This is a genomic window from Mycobacterium hainanense (assembly GCF_041890355.1).
GTDB lineage: Bacteria > Actinomycetota > Actinomycetes > Mycobacteriales > Mycobacteriaceae > Mycobacterium > Mycobacterium hainanense.
This window is the reverse complement of record NZ_CP169059.1, coordinates 4,382,743-4,398,792: the sequence shown is the minus strand read 5'-3', so window position 1 is coordinate 4,398,792 and position 16,050 is coordinate 4,382,743. Positions and strand designations below refer to the sequence as shown.

Below are 16,050 nucleotides of genomic sequence, written 5' to 3'. Positions count from 1 at the left end.
GTGTTCCTCCTAGACAGACGGTTTTCGATGACGATTCGCTACCTACGCCTGCCGGCCCTAGATCCACGGGGGCGTGCGGTTTGCCGCGAAGGCCCACGGCCGTCCGTTTCGACCGCAGTGGCGAGAATGGGCAGGCTGAAGCGCTTCCCACCGAACGGTGCATACCCGAGATCGCCGCCGTTATTCGTCGGGTTTCCTGTGAACGCGCCGCCGGTCGGCGGCCATCGGCTAAAAGCCGTGCGGCGCACCGTTTCCGACGTAGCTCAGGCCCGCGGCCGCCACGACGGCCGGATCGAGGGCGTTCCTGGTGTCAAACACCACGGCCTGCGGCGCGTCTCGCGCAATGACGCCCCAGTCGAGGTCGCGGAACTGCGGCCACTCGGTCAGGACCACGATCGCGTCGGCCGCCTTGGCCGCGAGGTACGCATCGTCGACGGCGGTCACCCGGCTGCCCTGCAAGACGGCTTGGTCGATGTTGGGCAATTGCGGGTCGTAACCCATGACCTGCGCCGCGGCCGTCGACAGTTCCAGGCACGCCGCGAGCGCGGGGGAGTCGCGGGTGTCGCTGGTGGCGGCCTTGAAGGTCAGGCCGAAGGCGGTGATCCGGCACGCCGAGAGCGGCCGGCCAATGATTTGCCGCAGCGCCGCGGCGATGCGTTGCGCCTGAGCGGTATTGGTTTGCCGAGCCGCCTCGACCTCGGCGAATGGCACGCCGTGCCGGCGCGCGGTGTGCACCAGCGCCGCGGTGTCCTTGGGCAGGCAGGAACCGCCCCAGCCCGGGCCGGGTCGCAGGAATTCCGGTCCGATCCGGCGGTCGGCCCCCATGCAGCCCGTGACGTCGTCGATGTCCGCGCCGACCCGCGCGCACAGCGCCGCCAGCGAATTCGTGTACGACAGCTTGACCGCGAGGAAGGCGTTGCTGGCGTACTTGGCCAGCTCCGCGCTCTCCGGGCTCATCCGCAGCACGCGGTCGGCGCCGAGCCCATAGGACCGCTGCACCAGCCGGGCCGCCGCTTCGTCGAGGGTTCCGATGACCAACCGGTCCGGGTGGCGGAAATCATGGACGGCCCGCCCCTCCCGGAGGAACTCGGGGGCGGAGACGACACGAATATCCTTGTGGCGCAAGCGCTTCGCCATCGAAGACGTGGTGCCGACCGGCACCGTCGATTTCAGCGCCACCACTGCGCCGGGCCGCAGGACGCCGCCCAGCCGTTCGATCACCGATTCCACCGCGCCCAGGTCCGCCTCCCCCCCGTCGGCGCTGGGGGTGGGCACGCAGACGAACACGACGTCGCGCTCGGCCAGCGCGCCGAAGTCGGCGCTGAATGCCAGCAGGCCGCGGGCCAGCCCCGCCCGCAACATGTCGGGCAACTGGGGTTCGTCGATCACCGCGACGCCGGCCGACAGCCTGCGCACGCGCGCGGGGTCGATGTCCACGGCGACCGTGTTCCGCCCGCGGTCGGCCACGCAGACGGCGGTGGTCAGCCCGACGTAGCCGACACCCACCACGCCGACGAGCGGCTCGCTCATGCGCCCTCCCTCAAAATCTGCCGGCTCGCGGACAGCACCCGCGCGACCGTGATCAACAGCAACCCCTCGTGCGGCACGGCGGCGTGCGGATCGCCGACGCCGCCGGTCCACAGCGCGATGTGCGGTGCCGGGCCGCGCGGGCCCCACCGGGCGGGGGCGGTGGGCCCGAACAGGACCACCGACGCCGTGCCCGTCGCGGCGGACAGGTGTGCCAGGCCGGTGTCCCCGCAGATCACCAGCCGGCTATCGGACACCAGCGCCGTCAACGCGGGAAGGTCGAGCAGCCCGGACACCACCGCGGTGCGGGGCAGGCCTGCCGCACGGGCAACCTGGTGCGCGAGACCGAATTCGGAAGCCGATCCGGTGATGATCACCTCGTAGCCGTCGTCGCTGAGCGCCGCGGCGACCGCGGCGAAACGGTCCGCGGGCCACTGCCGCGCCGGCGCGGAGGCGCCCGGATGAATCACGACGGCGCCGGTCTGGTCGAACGGAATCCCCGCGGGCCGCGGTATCAGCACATCACCGGCGTCGCAGGGGATTCCGGCCCACTCGAGCAGCGCGCACCAGCGGTTGACCTCGTGCAGGTCCGGCTCCCAGGGCGGTCCCTTGAGCGTGGGGTGGCGTTGGTGGTGGTGGGTCAGCACCGCCCGCGGCGCCCAGGCAAGCAGGTGCTCGATGCTTTCCGGTCCGCAGCCGTGCAGGTTGATGCCCAGCCCGGGCGGGACCGGCAACGGCTGCACGTCGCCCAGGCAGGTGGTGGGCAGGAGTTCGTCGATCGCGCCGGTGAGCATGGCCAGGTCGCGGTAGCGGTCGGGGGCGGCGAGCATGACGCGGGCCTGAGGGTATCGCCGGCGCAGCCCGCGCAGGGCGGGCACCGCCGTGAGCAGGTCACCGAGCCCCAGGGCGCGCAGCACGACGATGCTGTCGGCCCCGTCGACGTCCGGGGCGGGCTCGAGCCCTAAGGCCACGACGACTCCGTCGAGGCGCACACCACGAGCTCGCGCACCTCGCACCCGGCGGGCTGAGAAAGGGTGAACAGCACCGTCTCGGCGACGTCGCCGGGTTGGTTCAGCTTGGCGTCCGCCGGCGGCTTGTATTGCTCAGCGCGCCCGTCGAAGAACGGGGTGTGCATGCCGCCGGGGATCAGCAGCGTCACGCCCACCTCGCCCGCCAGTTCGGCCGCCAGGGCGCGGGTGAAGCCGACGACCCCGAATTTGGACGCGCAGTAGGCGGTGGCGTCCCCGACCGCCTTGATGCCCAGGGTCGAGGCGCAGGTGACGATGCGCCCCTGCGCCGCCCGCAGGTAGGGCAGGGCGGCCCGGACGACGGCCGCGGTGCCGACCAGATTCACGGCGATGACCTGCTCCCACTCCTTGGCCGGAACCTGTTCGAGCGTGCCGCAGGAGTCGATGCCTGCCGCGGTGAAGACACCGGTGAGCCGACCGCCGGCCTGCTCGGCCAGCGACTCGACCGCGGCCGCGACGGCGCTGGTGTCGGCCAGATCGCAAGCGGCATAGGGCACGTCGGCGGCGGGCGGCTTCTTGTCGATCACCAGCGGCAGGCCGCCTTGTCGCGCCACGGCGGCCACCGTGGCCGCCCCCAGCCCCGATGAGCCGCCGGAGATCAGTACACCGCCGAGCGAACGTGACGTCATATCAAGACCTTTCGGTTGTCGGGCCGCGGGAAGACGCCGCGGCGATCAAACGGGAGGACGAGTAACCCGCCACCGTTGGCAGGATGATCACCTCGCCGCCGTGGCGGTACACCACGTCGGCCTCGGGCAGCTCGGCAGTGACGTAGTCGCCGCCCTTGACCCAGATGTCGGGCCGCAGCGTTTCCAGCATCCGTTCCGGGGTGAGGCCGTCGAAGATCGTCACCCCGTCGACGCAGGCCAGCGCCGCCAGGACGCGGGCGCGGTCGACGTCGCGCATCACCGGGCGTCCGGCCCCCTTCAGCGCCCGCACGGACGCGTCCGAATTGACCAGCACGATCAGGGCGTCGCCGAGTTCGCGGGCCTGCCGCAGCAACCGGATGTGGCCGGTGTGCAGCAGATCGAAGCATCCCCCGGTGGCCACCAACACGCGTCCCTCGCGCCGCAGCCGCGCGGCCAGGGCGACCGCGTCGATCGGGTCGTCGGCCCGGCTGTCCTCGCCCAGGACGTCGAAACCGTTGGTGGGCAGAGGGGTTGATACCGCCGCGGCGCCGCCTGCGGCGACGAATCGGGCCGCGTCGGCGACCGCCGCCTGCACCGCGGCGACGGGGTCGGCGCCGGTGCCGAGGGCCACGGCCGCGGCGACGGCGAATCGGTCGCCGGCCCCACAGACGTCGGCCGCCCCGGCGGTCGATCCCGCCGGGATGCCGATGTGCCGTGCGGTCACCCCCGGCCCGTACAGGCGGGCGCCCTGGGCGCCACGGGTGATGCACACCGCGCCGGCCTCCCATCGACGCAGCAGCGCCTCCCCGCCATCGCCGGCCCCGCCGCAGAAAAGCTGCGCCTCTTCGTGATTGGGCGTCACCAGCGCGCAGCCGGGCACGGGGGCGGCGCCCCGCGGGTGCGGGTCCCACACCACCGGGGTCCGGGCCGCCGATTCGGTCAGCGCCGCCCGGAGGGCGGGCAGCGCGGTGACACCGGCGCCGTAGTCGGCCACGCAGATCGCCCGGGCGCGGGCCAGGGCCTGCACCGCCTCCACGGGAAGCGGACCGTCGACCGGGGCGGCGTCCCCCCGGTCCACGCGCAGCATCGACTGACCGCGCGCCCGAATCCTGGTCTTGGTCACGGTGGTTCCGCTCATCGGCAACGGCAGGACGCTGACCCCCGCGACGACCAGCAGGTCGTGCAGCCGTCGCCCCGCGCCGTCCGAGGCGATGCCGGTGATCAACACCACCGGAGTCTCGCTCCTGGCCGCCAGCAGGGCCGCCAGGCCGGCGCCCCCCGGCCGCTGCACCTGGCTTTCGGCGTCGACCACCGGCACCGGCGCCTCCGGGCTGAGCCGGGACGCGGAGCCCAGGATGTCGACGTCGAGAATCGAATCACCCACGATGACAAGGGGTTTGGGCATCACGACGCCTCCCGTCGCAGCAAGACGTCGTCGAGCGCCATGCACAGTCCGTGCACCAGCATCAGGTGGACCTCCTGGACGGTGGCCGTGCTGGGGGCGTCCACGCAGATCGCGTCGTGACACATGGCCGCCAGCTCGTTGGGCCCGCGGCCGGTCAGCGCCCACGTCACCATGCCCGCGTCGTGCGCCGCCTTGACCGCGGCCACCACGTTTCGGCTCGTGCCGCTGGTCGACAGGGCCACCAGGACGTCACCGGGCCGGCCGTGCGCCCGCACGCCGCGCGCGAACACCTCCTCGAGGCCGTAGTCGTTGCCGATCGCCGTCAGCGCCGAGGTGTCGGCGTGTAACGCGATCGCCGACATGGGATTTCGTTCTTCCTGAAATCGCCCGACCAGTTCGGCGGTGAGGTGCTGCGCCTCGGCGGCGCTGCCGCCGTTTCCGCACGCCAGCAGCCGGCCGCCGGCGGAGAGCACCGCGGCCAGGTGACCGCCCCAGCCGCGCAGCCGGGTCGCCTCGGCGCTGTTGCGGCCCACCGCCTCACGCAACGCGGCGAAGTGCGCCTCGATCATGGCTGTCCTCCTTGTCGCACCGCGTCGAGCAGGTCGGCGTCGGTGATGTGGTCCAGGCAGGGATGTCCCGGCACCGGACAGACCCGGGCCCGGCTGGCGCGACACGGCGCGGACTGGTCACCGAGCACGCGCACTTGCCGGGCGTAGGGGCGCCACTGGGCGGCCGGCACCACGGGCGCGAACAACGACACGACCGGCGTGCCCACGGCGGCGGCCAGGTGCGCCGGCCCGGTGTTGGGAACAACGACCACCCGCGCTTTCGAAAAGAGCGCCGCCAGTTCGGCGAAGCTGGTCCGCCCGCCGAGGTCCAGCGCCCGGCCGTCGGCGACCGCCGCCGTCAGTTCCGCCTCGTCGGGGCCGCCGGTGACCAGCACCCGGTAGCCCGCGTTGGTCAACGCCGCGACCATCGCCGCGCTGCGCTTCGTGCTGGGTCGGCGCGCCGGCACCGCGGCGCCGGGATGGAAGACGACGAACGGCTGCGTGCCAACGCTTTTCGCCAGTCTGGGGGGCAGCGGGTCGACGGCGCGGATCCGCAGGGCGCCGTCGTCGCCGGGTGGCAGGCGGCAACCGGCCGCCTGTGCCAACGACAGCGCCCGCTCCGGTTCGGGAATCCCGTCGGGCACCGGGTGGCGCAGGTCGAGCAGGGTGCCGGGGTAGTCGACGCAGATCGCGCCCACCCAACCCACGCCCGCCATCCGGGCCAGCAGCGCCAGCGGCAGCGGGGACTGATGGAACGACGTGAAGATGTACATCTTGGCGGGCGCGATGTCGCGCAGCTGCTTGATCAGCGCGTCGGCGTGCGCGGCGGTCAGCTCGGGTGATGCGAAATCCACCCAGGGCGCTTGCCATTCGACGATCTCGTCGACCCCGACGAGCAGTCCGGCCGCGTCGCGGCCCCGCGGCCCCACCAGCATGGTGACCCGGTCGTGGTGGGCGGCCACCGCTCGCACCGCGGGTCCGGTGATCAAGACGTCGCCGGCGCTGTCCAGCCGCGCCACCACCGCCGTGCTCATCGGCACTCCCGCAGCACCAACGACACGGCGTCGCCCAGGGTTGCGGCGACCCGGGCGTGGGCCCGCGCGTGGTCGACCTCGTCGACCAGGGTGCGGCCGGTCGGCACCAGCACCGCCCCGGCGCCGGCGGACAGGGCGGCCTGCACGTCGCTGCCGACGTCGCCGATCAGCACGCATCGTTGGGGCGGCACCGCCAGCGCGTCGGCGGCCGCCAGCACCAGGCCGGGGCGCGGCTTGCGGCACGCACAGCCGTCCGCTTCGCCGTGCACGCACACCTGCCAGGAATCGAACGGGCCGAGAAGCTGGTTCACCCGGGCGTTGACCGCGGCGAGTTGTTGCGGGCTGATCAGCCCCCTCGCCACGCCGGACTGGTTGGTCACGATGGCCAGCAACAAGCCGCGCCGGCGCAGCCGGTCGAGTGCGCGCTGGGCCCCGTGGGTGGGCCGGACGCCCCCGGGATCGTTGAGGTAGGGCCGGTCGACGATCAGGGTGTCGTCGCGGTCGAGGAGCACGGCGAGCGGCGGATCGCGCCGGGCGTTGCGAAACGCCCACTCGCCGGCAAGCCGGTGCGCGACGGCGACCGGCGGAATGACCGCGCTGGTCACCGAAAGGCGTGCGGCCTCAAGGAGGTTGCGAGGGCCGGCGAGCCAGCGCCGGGTGGCGAATTCCGCCGTCAGCAGCAGCCAGGCCCACGCCGCGGCGCGGCAAACGCGGCCGCGGCCCAGCAGACCGGCCAGGACGGCGGCGCCGCCCGCCAGCGTGGTGCCCGCGTGCGCCGGCATCCTGCCCGGCCCCTCGCCGATCATGGCCCGCCATGTGCGGCCGTACTTGCGGCTCATCAGCGCGTTGTCGCGGTTGCCGACCTGCGCGCGCACGCTCGACCACCAGGTCGCCGCCGCCACGGGATGGGTCGAGCGACGCTCACCGCGCACGATCGCCCCGCCGGCCGCCACGATCCGCACCGCCAGGTCGGAATCCTCGCGAAAGGCGCGCGGGAACCGGTCATCGAAACCGCCGACCGACACCAGCATGTCGCGCCGGTACGCCATGTCGGCGGTGATCCATTGCGCCTGCGACAGCCGCAGGGTGCGGCGCTCGTCGTCGGTGGGTCGGCGGGATCGGTGCGCGGGCACCTCGATCACCGCCTGAGAGCCGGCGGCGTCGGCGGCGTCGGCGGCCTTGAGGTCGATGGCCAACGCCGACTTCCAGTCCGGGCCCGGCTCCACGTCGTCGTCCAGAAAGCACACCCACGGCGTGCCGGCGGCGCGCCAGCCCACGTTGCGCGCCGCCGCCGGCCCGCGCCCACCGCTGCGCAGCACGCGGACCGGCAGGCCGCCGCCCACCGGTAGTTCGGTGGCGGGCCGCGGCCGGTCATCGACCACCACCACCTCCGCGGGCCCTGGCCCGGATCCCTGCTCCAGCGCAATGAGCAAGCGCCGCAGCGAGTCCCGGCCGACGGTCGGTATCACGATCGCGTAGTAGGTGGTCATCGGCGCCGCCTGACCACGTACGAGCCCAAGGCCAGCACGTCGATCGGGGAACTGCCGAACACCTCCAGGGCGTCGCGCGGGCTGTCCACCATGGGCCGCCCCGCGGTGTTGAAGCTGGTGTTCACCACCACGGGGACGCCGGTGCGCTCGGCGAACCGGCCGATGGTCGCGTGTAGTCGTGGATCGGCGGCCGCGTCGACGGTCTGGATCCTGGCGGTCCCGTCGACGTGGGTGACCGCGGGGATGCGGTCACGCCAGCCCTCGGCGACGTCGTGGACGAACAACATGTATGGGCTGGGAAGCGGCCCGCGGGAGAAGATTTCGGCGGCGCGCTCGGCCAGCACCATGGGCGCGACGGGCCGGAACTGCTCGCGGCCCTTGACGGCGTTGAGGCGCTCCAGATTGGCGGCGTGCCGCGGATCGGCGAGCAGCGAGCGCCCGCCGAGGGCCCGGGGCCCGAATTCGGCGCGGCCCTGAAACCAGCCCACCAACCGGTTTTCGGCCAGTGCGTCACCGATCGCGGCGGCCACATCGTGCGGGCGCTCGAAGCTGACGCCCGCTTCCCGCAGCGAGGCCTCGATCTGTTCGTCCGACCAGCCGCGGCCCAGCTGCGCCGACGGCATCGGCGCGATCGGTTCGCCGAACGACGCGGCCAGGCTCAGCGCCGCACCGAGCGCCGTGCCGGAGTCACCGGAGGCGGGCTGCACCCACACGCGATCGAACCCGCTCTCGGCGTGGATGCGGGTATTGGCAACGCAATTGAGCGCCACGCCGCCGGCCAGGCACAGTGCGTCGCCGTCGGCCCGCTCCCGCAGCCAGGCGACCAGGTCCAGCAGCACGTCTTCGATCACCCGCTGCACGCTGCAGGCCAGATCGGCGTGCACCGGGTCGAGCGTCTCGTCATGCGGCCGGCGGGGCGGTGCCAGCTCCTTCCACGCGATCGGCTCGGTGCGAAACCCGCCGTCGCCGCAGGCGTAGACGCGCTCACGAAGCTGCTCGGCGAAGCGCGGCTCGCCGTAGGAGGCCATCGCCATCACCTTGTACTCGTCGCTGGACCGCGCGAAACCCAAATGCTCGGTGAGGCTTTCGTAGAGCAACCCCAGTGAGTGCGGCAGCGGCTGAGAGGCCAGCACGTCGAGCTTGTGGTCGCGGTACACGCCGGCCAGCATGGAGGTGCGTTCCCCGCGGCCGTCCACCACCAGCACCGCGGTGTCGGGGTGCGGGGAGGCGAGCGCGGTCGACGCGGCGTGCGCGACGTGATGGCGGACGTGGCGCACCACGGCCGGATTGAGGCCCGGCACGGCAGAAGTCAGGAACCGGGGTGCGCGCTCCGCGTACATGGTGCGCAGGTACTCCCAGTCTTGGTCCAGGCCCCGCGGGTCGACCGGCTCCTCGTGCATCAGGGCCGGGTCGTAGGAGTAGCCGATGGCATCGATCTCTTCGGCGGCGACGCCGGCCTGCTTTAGGCACCATCGGATTGCCGCGGCGGGCACCTCCCAGGTCGAGAAGGGGACCGCCTGCTTGCCGTGCTTGCGCCGGGAGAACCGCTCCTCTTCGGCCGCGGCCACTACCCGGCCGTCGACCACCAACGCCGCGGCGGGGTCATGAAACACCGCATTGACACCGAGAATTCGCACCGCACCTCCTACTGTGCCAACTGGTCAGCGGCCGAGACGAGGGCCCGGCCCGGGTCATCGGCCGCCGCGCGGAACCACGCCACGGTGGCGGCGAGCCCGGTCCGGTAGTCCACTCGCGGCTCCCAGCCCAACCGGTCGCGGGCGACGGTGATGTCGGGGCAGCGGCGCTGCGGGTCGTCCTGCGCCGGCGGGGTGAACTGGATGGTCGACCTGCTGCCGGCCAATTCCCGGAGTAGCTCGGCGGCCGCCAGCACCGTCAGCTCGGCGGGATTTCCGATGTTGACCGGCCCGCTGAAATCCCTGCGCGCCAGGGCGATCAACCCCGCAACGGTGTCGTCGACGTAGCACAGCGAGCGGGTCTGCAGCCCCGTGCCGGACACGGTCATCGGCTCGCCGCGCAGCGCCTGATAGCAGAATGTTGGGACCATCCGGCCGTCGTCGGCGCGCATGCCCGGGCCGTAGGTGTTGAAGATGCGCGCCACTCCGACGTCAACCCGGCCGAGACGATGATGGGCGAACGTCAGGGCCTCCGCGAACCGCTTCGCCTCGTCGTACACGCTGCGCGGACCCACCGGATTCACGTTGCCCCAGTAGCTTTCGTGCTGCGGATGTACCTCAGGGTCGCCGTACACCTCGCTGGTCGACGCCAGGACGAACCGGGCGTCGCCGCGTTCGGCGATCTCCAGCGCCGTCGCGGTGCCCGCGGACCCGGCGCGCAGCGTCTCGATCGGCCGTCGCTGATAGTCGACGGGGGAGGCCGGTGACGCCAGGTGGAAGACGGTGTCGAAAGAGGTGCCGACCCGGTCGATCACGGAACGATCGCACACGTCGTGCCTGACGAACCGGTATCCGGGAAGCCCGGCCAATCGGTCCGTCGCGGCCGGCGAACTGGTGGACAGGTCGTCGACGCTGACCACCTCCGCGCCTGCGTCGAGCAACCTGTTACACAGGTGGGCGCCCAAGAACCCGGCACCGCCGGTGATCAACACTCGAGAAAGCGAACGCACCGGGCCCTCATACCCGCTGTCCTGGTGGCGAAACTGTGTTTCACCGAGCGCATTTCGGGTAGCTGCACCAGTCATGGCGACCAAGCCCCTAACTTCCTTTGTCATCGCGACGCGGGACCGCGCGCACGAACTCTGCACCGTGCTAGACCGCCTGCTGGACACCACAGCGTGCCCGATCATGGTGGTGGACAACGCTTCTCGCGATGATTCTGTGCGGGAGGTCACTCGGATCGCGGCGCGTTCGGCGGGTCGGATCACCGTCATCCCGCTGGACCGCAACGAGGGCGCGGTCGCGCGCAACACCGGGGTGGCGCGATGTGGCACGCCATATGTGGCCTTCTGCGATGACGACTCGTGGTGGGCGCCGGACGCCGTCCCGATCGCCGAGGGAGTGTTCGAAAAGTTCCCCACCGTAGCGGTTTTGGCCGCCCGCACCGTCATGTGGCCGCAGCAGCGCGACGATCCCTTCGTCGCCAAGCTGGCCGACAGTCCGCTGGGCAGGCACCCAAACCTGCCCGGACCGTCGATCCTGGGGTTCCAATCGTGCTCGGCGGTGGTGCGCAAGGCCGCCTTCGAAGCGGTCGGCGGGTTCAGCCCCATCCTGCATTTCCGGGGTGAGGAGAGCCTCTTGGCTTGGGATTTGGCCGCGGCGGGTTGGGATCTGTGCTTCTGCCCCGCGTTGGTGGCGTACCACCAACCCTCGGAAACGCGTTCATCCAGCGCCGTCCAGCATGCCCGCGAGGTGCGCAACGCCATGCTCACCGCGTGCCTGCGCCGGCCCGCCGGTCGGTGCGTAAGCACGACCGCCACGTTGGCCTGGGCCGCCGCTCGTGACACGGCACACGCGCGGGCGTTGTTCGAGGCGCTGGTCGCGCTTCCGGCCGCGTTGCGCGCGCGCCGGCGTCTGTCCGACGACGTCGAGCGGTCGCTGCGGATGCTGGAAAGCGACTGAACCACAACGTCACCCGGAGCGCTTGCTCGGGGCGCTCACTTCACGGCGCGCCGGTGCCAGCTTTTCGTAAACGCGCTCGGTGTCGGCCGCCACCCGGTCCCAGGTGTAACGCGCGCGGGCGCGCTCGCGGCCGGCCGCACCCAGTGCCCGGCGGCGTGCGCGATCGTCGAGCAGCGCTGCGATGGCGTCGCCCAGCGTGGCCGGGTCTTTGGGCGGCACCAGCCGCCCGGTGACATCGTCGACCACCGAGTCCCGGATCCCGCCGACCGCGGTGGCAACCACCGGGACGCCGCAGGCCATGGCCTCCAGCGGCACGATCCCGAACGGCTCGTACCAGGGCGTACACGCCACCACGTCGGCGGACCGCAGCAACGCGGGCATTTCGTGGCGGGTGACGGCGCCAAGCAGCCGGACCCGGTCGGCCACGCCCAGCTGGGCGGCCAACCGTTGCAACTGCTGCGCCTCGGGGTCATCGGCCAAATCCGCCTGCGCCGGGCCGCCCACGACCACCAACTCGGCGCCCGGGACACGCGGCAAGGCCCGGATCAACGTATCAAAGCCCTTGCGCGGCACCAGCCGTCCGACCGATACGATGCGCGGTTGGTCGCCGCGCGGCGCGATCGGACCGTCCGGGGTGAACGTGTCGATGTTCACGCCGCAGGGCACCACGGAGGTCCGCGACCGGGCCCGGCCCATGCGCACCAGCTCGAAGACTTCATCCGTGCTGGTGGCGGTCACCCAGTCGGCGTCGCGGGCGATCCTGGCCTCCACGCTGACGCGGCAGTCCGGGCTGGTGTCGTCGAGTCCCTGGTGTAACCGCTTGACGAGGCCCAACGCGTGGAACGTCTGCACGGTCGGGATGTCGTACGGTCGGGCAGCACGCTGGGTGGCCACCCCCGACATCCAGAAGTGGCCGTGGGCCACGTCGGGGCGATCGGCGACCCACTGCGCGTCGAGGAGCCGGGCGAACGCGTACATGTATTGCAGCAGTTCGTCTTTGGGCAACACACGGGCCGGTCCCGCCGGGACGTGCACGACCGAGTAGCCGTGCTCGGTCTCGACGCATTCCGGCAGGTGCGGATCGTCGCGGCGGGTGTACACCACCACGTCGTGGCCGCGCCGCGCCAACGCGGACGACAGTTCGGCGACGTGGACGTTCTGGCCACCCGCGTCCACGCCGCCCAGGTGTGCCAGCGGGCTGGCGTGTTCGGAGATCATCGCGATCCTCATGCGGGCTCCCTTCCGGTCATCTGCACTGCTCCTCGATCACTTGGTCCCAATCGGCGAGAAAGCGCCCCAGCTCGAACCGGGCTGAGGCAAATTCGCGCGCCGCCTTGCCGGCCGCAGCCGCAGTGGCCGCATCGTTGATGAAGTCGCGCAGGCCAGCCCCCAAGGTGTCGACGTCAGCGCTGACAACACCCGCCTCGCAAGGGATTACGAGCGGGGCCATCGTCGTGCCGACGGCCACCACGGGCATCGAAAGAAACATCGCCTCGATGAGCGAGAGCCCCAGTGAGGTCCAGCGGGCGGTATGCAGGTAGACGCGTCTGCGGGCGATCTGATCCCAGAGCGCCGGCGCGGCGAGGTCGCCGCGGCCGGTCACGCCCCCCTGGTCGGTGCGAAGGTCTTTGGTGCCGATGCCCCACACGTCGATCTGCGCGTACGCCGACAACGGTGCGAGCAGGTCGGCGCCGACCACGCGGTTGCGGCGCAGCGGCTCGTTGATCATGGTGGCCGCCCGCAGGATGTCGCCGGTGTAGCGAGGGCCCGGGTCGGCGATGCCGTGGTCGATCACCCGGGTCGCGGCCCGGCCGTTGTCCCACATCAGCCGGTTGAAGTCGGTGACGTGCACCAGCGGGATGTCGGTGCGGTCGGCGACCACATGGCGGCTCTGTGCGGGGCTGGGGCGGGGCGCGTTGTGCTCGACGTAGACGGCGGGCAGCTCGGAGCCGGGCCGGCGGCCCGCCCAGCGAGCGACGAGCGCGGCCTCGTGCGGGCGTTGCAGCACAACCAGATCGATGTCTTCGCGCCCCAAGTCTTCGAGCGGGACCTCCTGAGCGTTGGGCCAGAACCGTCCCGCGAGCCCGATGCCCCCTTCGCCGCCGTCGCCTGCCACCGGCACCAGGTAGCGGTGGCCGCCCGCAACGAACGATTCGGTCCAGGAGCCATGGACGTGCCACACCAGCACATTCTTTGCTCGCCCCGGATCAGCCATGGCGGGCGAAATACCCTATAGGTACTTCGTTAAACGGTACTTTTCCGAGAGAAGCACTTCGCCCCGCGGATCTGCCGCGCCGCCGCGATCGTCGGGCCTTAGCGTCCAGTCGAATTGACTCATAGCGTCGCGCCTCGCCTTCGGGCCCTCGCGGTATCCGTGAAGCGAACTGTCAAGGACGTGCGACGAAAAGCCGCGGGCGAGAAGCGGTTTGCCGGCGTGGGTCAGGCGCTCTTCGGCAGCGCGGAGGTCGTTGCAGCACTGTGGCCCTTGGCCACTCGACGGATCAGCATGCGGGTGGCCTTGTCCAGAATTTCCTGAGCCGCGTCGGGATCACGCGCGCGTTCGGCGCGCCGCGCCGCCGCGGCGATCGTGAGCCCCTGCTCGTACCCGGTGACGACGCGAGGATCCACATAAGAGCCGCGGGCCACCGCCGGGGTGTTACCGAGCTCTTCGGCAACCTCTTTCATGACGGCGGACTCGACGCGCTTGGCCACCCGCTGCGAGACGGCAGGATCGGCATCGGCGAACGCCGTGGCCGCCAGCACCGTCCCGTGCCAGGTGCGCAGGTCCTTGACCGTGAATTCGTTGCCGACCAGCTCCTTGAAGCGGACGTTGAGGTCGTCGGACCGAACGTCGAGCCACCCGGTTGCGGTGCGGCACACGAGCAGTCGTTCGGTCCGGTTGGGCCGGCGCATCAGGGCGCGCACGGCCCTGACCACTTCGGGGTCTTCGATTTCCACCGTGCGACGCACGCCGCTCTTGGCGGGAAAGTCGAATGCCACCGCTTCGCGCCGGACCTGCACGTGCTCACACAGCAGGGTGGCCAGACCGTACGACTCGTTCTCTTCGGCATACTGCTCGCTGCCGGCGCGGAAGTAGCCGCGATCGAGCAGCCGCAACGCCACCGCGAGCACCCGCTTACGGGTTAAGCCGTTGCGCCCCAGATCGTTTGCGATGACCGCGCGCCAGTGTGGCAGCCGCGTGGACAGTTCCAGGACGCGGTCGAACTTCTCTTCGGCGCGTTCCTGCTGCCATGCGGTGTGGTAGAGGTACTGGCGGCGGCCTGCGGCGTCCACGCCGACGGCCTGGATGTGGCCGTTTGGATGCGGCGAGATCCACACGTTCTTCCAGGCCGGCGGGATGACGAGATCCTTGACGCGCTGCAGGGTTTGGGGGTCGGACAGCAGCTCGCCGTCGGGACCGTAGTAGGCGAAGCCCTTGCCCCTGCGCTTGCGCGCGATCCCCGGCTTGTTCAGCACACTGCGACGCAGCCGCATCTTTCCCTCCAGTCACGTTGAGTGCTCAATACCCGCCGTACGGGCCGTTCACACGTGATGCGAAACGACCCGCCACAGCGCTGTGGCGGGTCGCTTCGAGCCGGTATCAGCCGGCCATGAACTCCTGATAGGCCGACTCCAGCGTCGGCGGCAGGGCCTTGACGTTGCACTGTCGTTCCGTGTCGCCGATCGGTGCCAGGATGCCGCGCAGGTCGAAGTACTCCTGGGGGTGGGCGGTGAAGTAGCCCCGCAGGTTGGACTCGGCCTCCGGGCGCGGCTGGCCGTAGGCGGCCCTGACCACGTCGTTGGCGCCAGGGTGTGCCGCCAGGTACTGCTCGGCCGAGCCCTGCACCGAGGAGACGGTGGCGTTGACCCCGCCCGGGCTGCAGTCGGGCGCCGCGGCCGCCGACGGCGCGCCGACGATACCCATCGTGATTCCCCCGAGCAGGCAGCCGGCGCTGATGCCGGCCAGACGCCGGCGCGCGACGATACTGCTGATTTTCATGATCAGTGTGTCCTTCGAAATTGCGAATTGATGCTTGCCAGAAGAGGCTCCCGATCCTCGAAAACCAAGGTAGCGGAAAGTCAACGGCGGCCGTTTCGTTCGCGACACCCGAAAGGACGGCGAATCGATCGATGCGGCCACGGAACGTGGGCGTTCACTAAGCGAACGGTCAAATCCGTCGGGCGATGCTGAGAAATCTTAGGAACAGGAGGGCAATTCTTAAGGATTCGTGATCACCGATCGTGACTTAATCGTGACCTTAAGTCACCGCCGCTGCGGCCCTTTTCGGTTCCGTGGATGAGTTGGAGCGCCTCGCCGACCGAATCGACCAAGGGCAGGCCGAGGCCGGTGACCAGACGGGTGAGCCGTCGCAGGGTGACGCCGCCGATCACGCTGCAGTGCAGCAGGGCGAGCTGACACTCGTCCTGGAGGAGCAGCAGCACACGAAGACCGGCGCTTCCCATGTACTCCACGCGGCTGAAGTCCAGGATCAGCGGGGCCCCCAGCCGCACGAAGCGGCGGATCGCCTGGGCGATGAGGTCGGCGTTGGACGCGTCGATCTCGCCAGTGACGCAGAGCACGGTGGCCAGGCCGTGCGCCTGCACGTCCAGTCTTGCTCCGGCACAGTCGATTTCGTAGCAATGGAGCCGGTGTTCGTAGGGTTGAGCAGTCATATCGTCGCCCGTCGAAATCTCAAGGAATGTGGAGAGCGACCGATTCCCACGGCCGCTCACGTGAGGGCAGCTGTGGATTTCAACGTGAGGGTGGCCGTAACGCCTTTGCCGCCAGTGGG

Annotated in this window: 15 protein-coding genes; 1 reads left to right on the top strand and 14 read right to left on the bottom strand. The window is 71.0% G+C overall.

Annotation, left to right across the window (positions count from 1 at the left end; genetic code table 11):
* Positions 1–228: 228 nt before the first annotated feature.
* Genes ACEL92_RS20600 through ACEL92_RS20560 form a run of 9 tightly spaced genes read right to left on the bottom strand, consistent with a single transcriptional unit; the run spans position 229 to position 10,380 of the window.
* Entirely contained in the window at positions 229–1,530 is a 1,302-nt protein-coding gene (locus ACEL92_RS20600) for a UDP-glucose/GDP-mannose dehydrogenase family protein (RefSeq protein ID WP_374022506.1), read from the bottom strand.
* Positions 1,527–2,498 carry a glycosyltransferase family 9 protein gene (locus ACEL92_RS20595; protein ID WP_374022505.1) on the bottom strand — a complete coding sequence of 324 codons (972 nt, stop codon included), beginning with the start codon at positions 2,496–2,498 and terminating at the stop codon, positions 1,527–1,529. Before ACEL92_RS20595 ends, ACEL92_RS20600 begins: the two co-directional genes overlap by 4 nt.
* Positions 2,489–3,184 (bottom strand): SDR family oxidoreductase, encoded by a 696-nt coding sequence (locus tag ACEL92_RS20590; RefSeq protein WP_374022504.1) that lies wholly within the window; start codon positions 3,182–3,184, stop codon positions 2,489–2,491. Before ACEL92_RS20590 ends, ACEL92_RS20595 begins: the two co-directional genes overlap by 10 nt.
* A 1-nt stretch (position 3,185) precedes the next feature.
* Positions 3,186–4,589 (bottom strand): PfkB family carbohydrate kinase, encoded by a 1,404-nt coding sequence (locus ACEL92_RS20585; protein WP_374022503.1) that lies wholly within the window; start codon positions 4,587–4,589, stop codon positions 3,186–3,188.
* Positions 4,589–5,158, bottom strand: coding sequence for an SIS domain-containing protein (locus ACEL92_RS20580; protein WP_374022502.1), 570 nt, complete (start codon positions 5,156–5,158; stop codon positions 4,589–4,591). Before ACEL92_RS20580 ends, ACEL92_RS20585 begins: the two co-directional genes overlap by 1 nt.
* Positions 5,155–6,171: a glycosyltransferase family 9 protein gene (locus ACEL92_RS20575; protein WP_374022501.1), complete on the bottom strand. Its 1,017-nt coding sequence runs from the start codon at positions 6,169–6,171 to the stop codon at positions 5,155–5,157. The genes ACEL92_RS20580 and ACEL92_RS20575 overlap by 4 nt, the downstream gene beginning before the upstream one ends.
* Positions 6,168–7,661 (bottom strand): HAD-IIIA family hydrolase, encoded by a 1,494-nt coding sequence (locus ACEL92_RS20570; RefSeq protein WP_374022500.1) that lies wholly within the window; start codon positions 7,659–7,661, stop codon positions 6,168–6,170. The genes ACEL92_RS20575 and ACEL92_RS20570 overlap by 4 nt, the downstream gene beginning before the upstream one ends.
* Complete coding sequence (locus ACEL92_RS20565) at positions 7,658–9,298, bottom strand: carbamoyltransferase (RefSeq protein WP_374022499.1); 1,641 nt, start codon at positions 9,296–9,298, stop codon at positions 7,658–7,660. Before ACEL92_RS20565 ends, ACEL92_RS20570 begins: the two co-directional genes overlap by 4 nt.
* 8 nt (positions 9,299–9,306) lie before the next feature.
* Positions 9,307–10,380: a UDP-glucuronic acid decarboxylase family protein gene (locus ACEL92_RS20560; RefSeq protein ID WP_374022498.1), complete on the bottom strand. Its 1,074-nt coding sequence runs from the start codon at positions 10,378–10,380 to the stop codon at positions 9,307–9,309.
* On the opposite strand from ACEL92_RS20560, the gene ACEL92_RS20555 reads away from it, so the two are divergent.
* Positions 10,379–11,257, top strand: coding sequence for a glycosyltransferase family 2 protein (locus ACEL92_RS20555; protein ID WP_374022497.1), 879 nt, complete (start codon positions 10,379–10,381; stop codon positions 11,255–11,257). The genes ACEL92_RS20560 and ACEL92_RS20555 overlap by 2 nt on opposite strands.
* A gap of 9 nt (positions 11,258–11,266) precedes the next feature.
* On the opposite strand, the gene ACEL92_RS20550 is transcribed toward ACEL92_RS20555, so the two are convergent.
* The 5 genes from ACEL92_RS20550 to ACEL92_RS20530 form a co-directional block, all read right to left on the bottom strand.
* Positions 11,267–12,487, bottom strand: a complete 1,221-nt coding sequence (locus tag ACEL92_RS20550; protein WP_374022496.1) for a glycosyltransferase — start codon at positions 12,485–12,487, stop codon at positions 11,267–11,269.
* A 16-nt stretch (positions 12,488–12,503) separates the two neighbouring features.
* The gene (locus ACEL92_RS20545; RefSeq protein WP_374022495.1) at positions 12,504–13,472 is read right to left on the bottom strand and encodes a glycosyltransferase; all 969 of its coding nucleotides are present in this window, start codon (positions 13,470–13,472) and stop codon (positions 12,504–12,506) included.
* 224 nt (positions 13,473–13,696) lie between these two features.
* Entirely contained in the window at positions 13,697–14,752 is a 1,056-nt protein-coding gene (locus ACEL92_RS20540) for a DNA topoisomerase IB (RefSeq protein WP_374022494.1), read from the bottom strand.
* A 106-nt stretch (positions 14,753–14,858) separates the two neighbouring features.
* Positions 14,859–15,257, bottom strand: a complete 399-nt coding sequence (locus ACEL92_RS20535) for a heme-binding protein (RefSeq protein ID WP_374022493.1) — start codon at positions 15,255–15,257, stop codon at positions 14,859–14,861.
* A 233-nt stretch (positions 15,258–15,490) separates the two neighbouring features.
* Positions 15,491–15,862 (bottom strand): STAS domain-containing protein, encoded by a 372-nt coding sequence (locus tag ACEL92_RS20530; protein ID WP_374022492.1) that lies wholly within the window; start codon positions 15,860–15,862, stop codon positions 15,491–15,493.
* Between the last annotated feature and the right edge of the window lie 188 nt (positions 15,863–16,050).

What these genes read in the sequence shown, in the direction of transcription:
- ACEL92_RS20600 (WP_374022506.1), bottom strand. Translation starts at nt 1,530, where the DNA reads ATGAGCGAGCCGCTCGTCGGCGTGGTGGGTGTCGGCTACGTCGGGCTG.
- ACEL92_RS20590 (WP_374022504.1), bottom strand. Translation starts at nt 3,184, where the DNA reads ATGACGTCACGTTCGCTCGGCGGTGTACTGATCTCCGGCGGCTCATCG.
- ACEL92_RS20585 (WP_374022503.1), bottom strand. Translation starts at nt 4,589, where the DNA reads ATGCCCAAACCCCTTGTCATCGTGGGTGATTCGATTCTCGACGTCGAC.
- ACEL92_RS20580 (WP_374022502.1), bottom strand. Translation starts at nt 5,158, where the DNA reads ATGATCGAGGCGCACTTCGCCGCGTTGCGTGAGGCGGTGGGCCGCAAC.
- ACEL92_RS20575 (WP_374022501.1), bottom strand. Translation starts at nt 6,171, where the DNA reads ATGAGCACGGCGGTGGTGGCGCGGCTGGACAGCGCCGGCGACGTCTTG.
- ACEL92_RS20570 (WP_374022500.1), bottom strand. Translation starts at nt 7,661, where the DNA reads ATGACCACCTACTACGCGATCGTGATACCGACCGTCGGCCGGGACTCG.
- ACEL92_RS20555 (WP_374022497.1), top strand. Translation starts at nt 10,379, where the DNA reads ATGGCGACCAAGCCCCTAACTTCCTTTGTCATCGCGACGCGGGACCGC.
- ACEL92_RS20560 (WP_374022498.1), bottom strand. Translation starts at nt 10,380, where the DNA reads ATGACTGGTGCAGCTACCCGAAATGCGCTCGGTGAAACACAGTTTCGC.
- ACEL92_RS20550 (WP_374022496.1), bottom strand. Translation starts at nt 12,487, where the DNA reads ATGAGGATCGCGATGATCTCCGAACACGCCAGCCCGCTGGCACACCTG.
- ACEL92_RS20545 (WP_374022495.1), bottom strand. Translation starts at nt 13,472, where the DNA reads ATGGCTGATCCGGGGCGAGCAAAGAATGTGCTGGTGTGGCACGTCCAT.
- ACEL92_RS20540 (WP_374022494.1), bottom strand. Translation starts at nt 14,752, where the DNA reads ATGCGGCTGCGTCGCAGTGTGCTGAACAAGCCGGGGATCGCGCGCAAG.
- ACEL92_RS20535 (WP_374022493.1), bottom strand. Translation starts at nt 15,257, where the DNA reads ATGAAAATCAGCAGTATCGTCGCGCGCCGGCGTCTGGCCGGCATCAGC.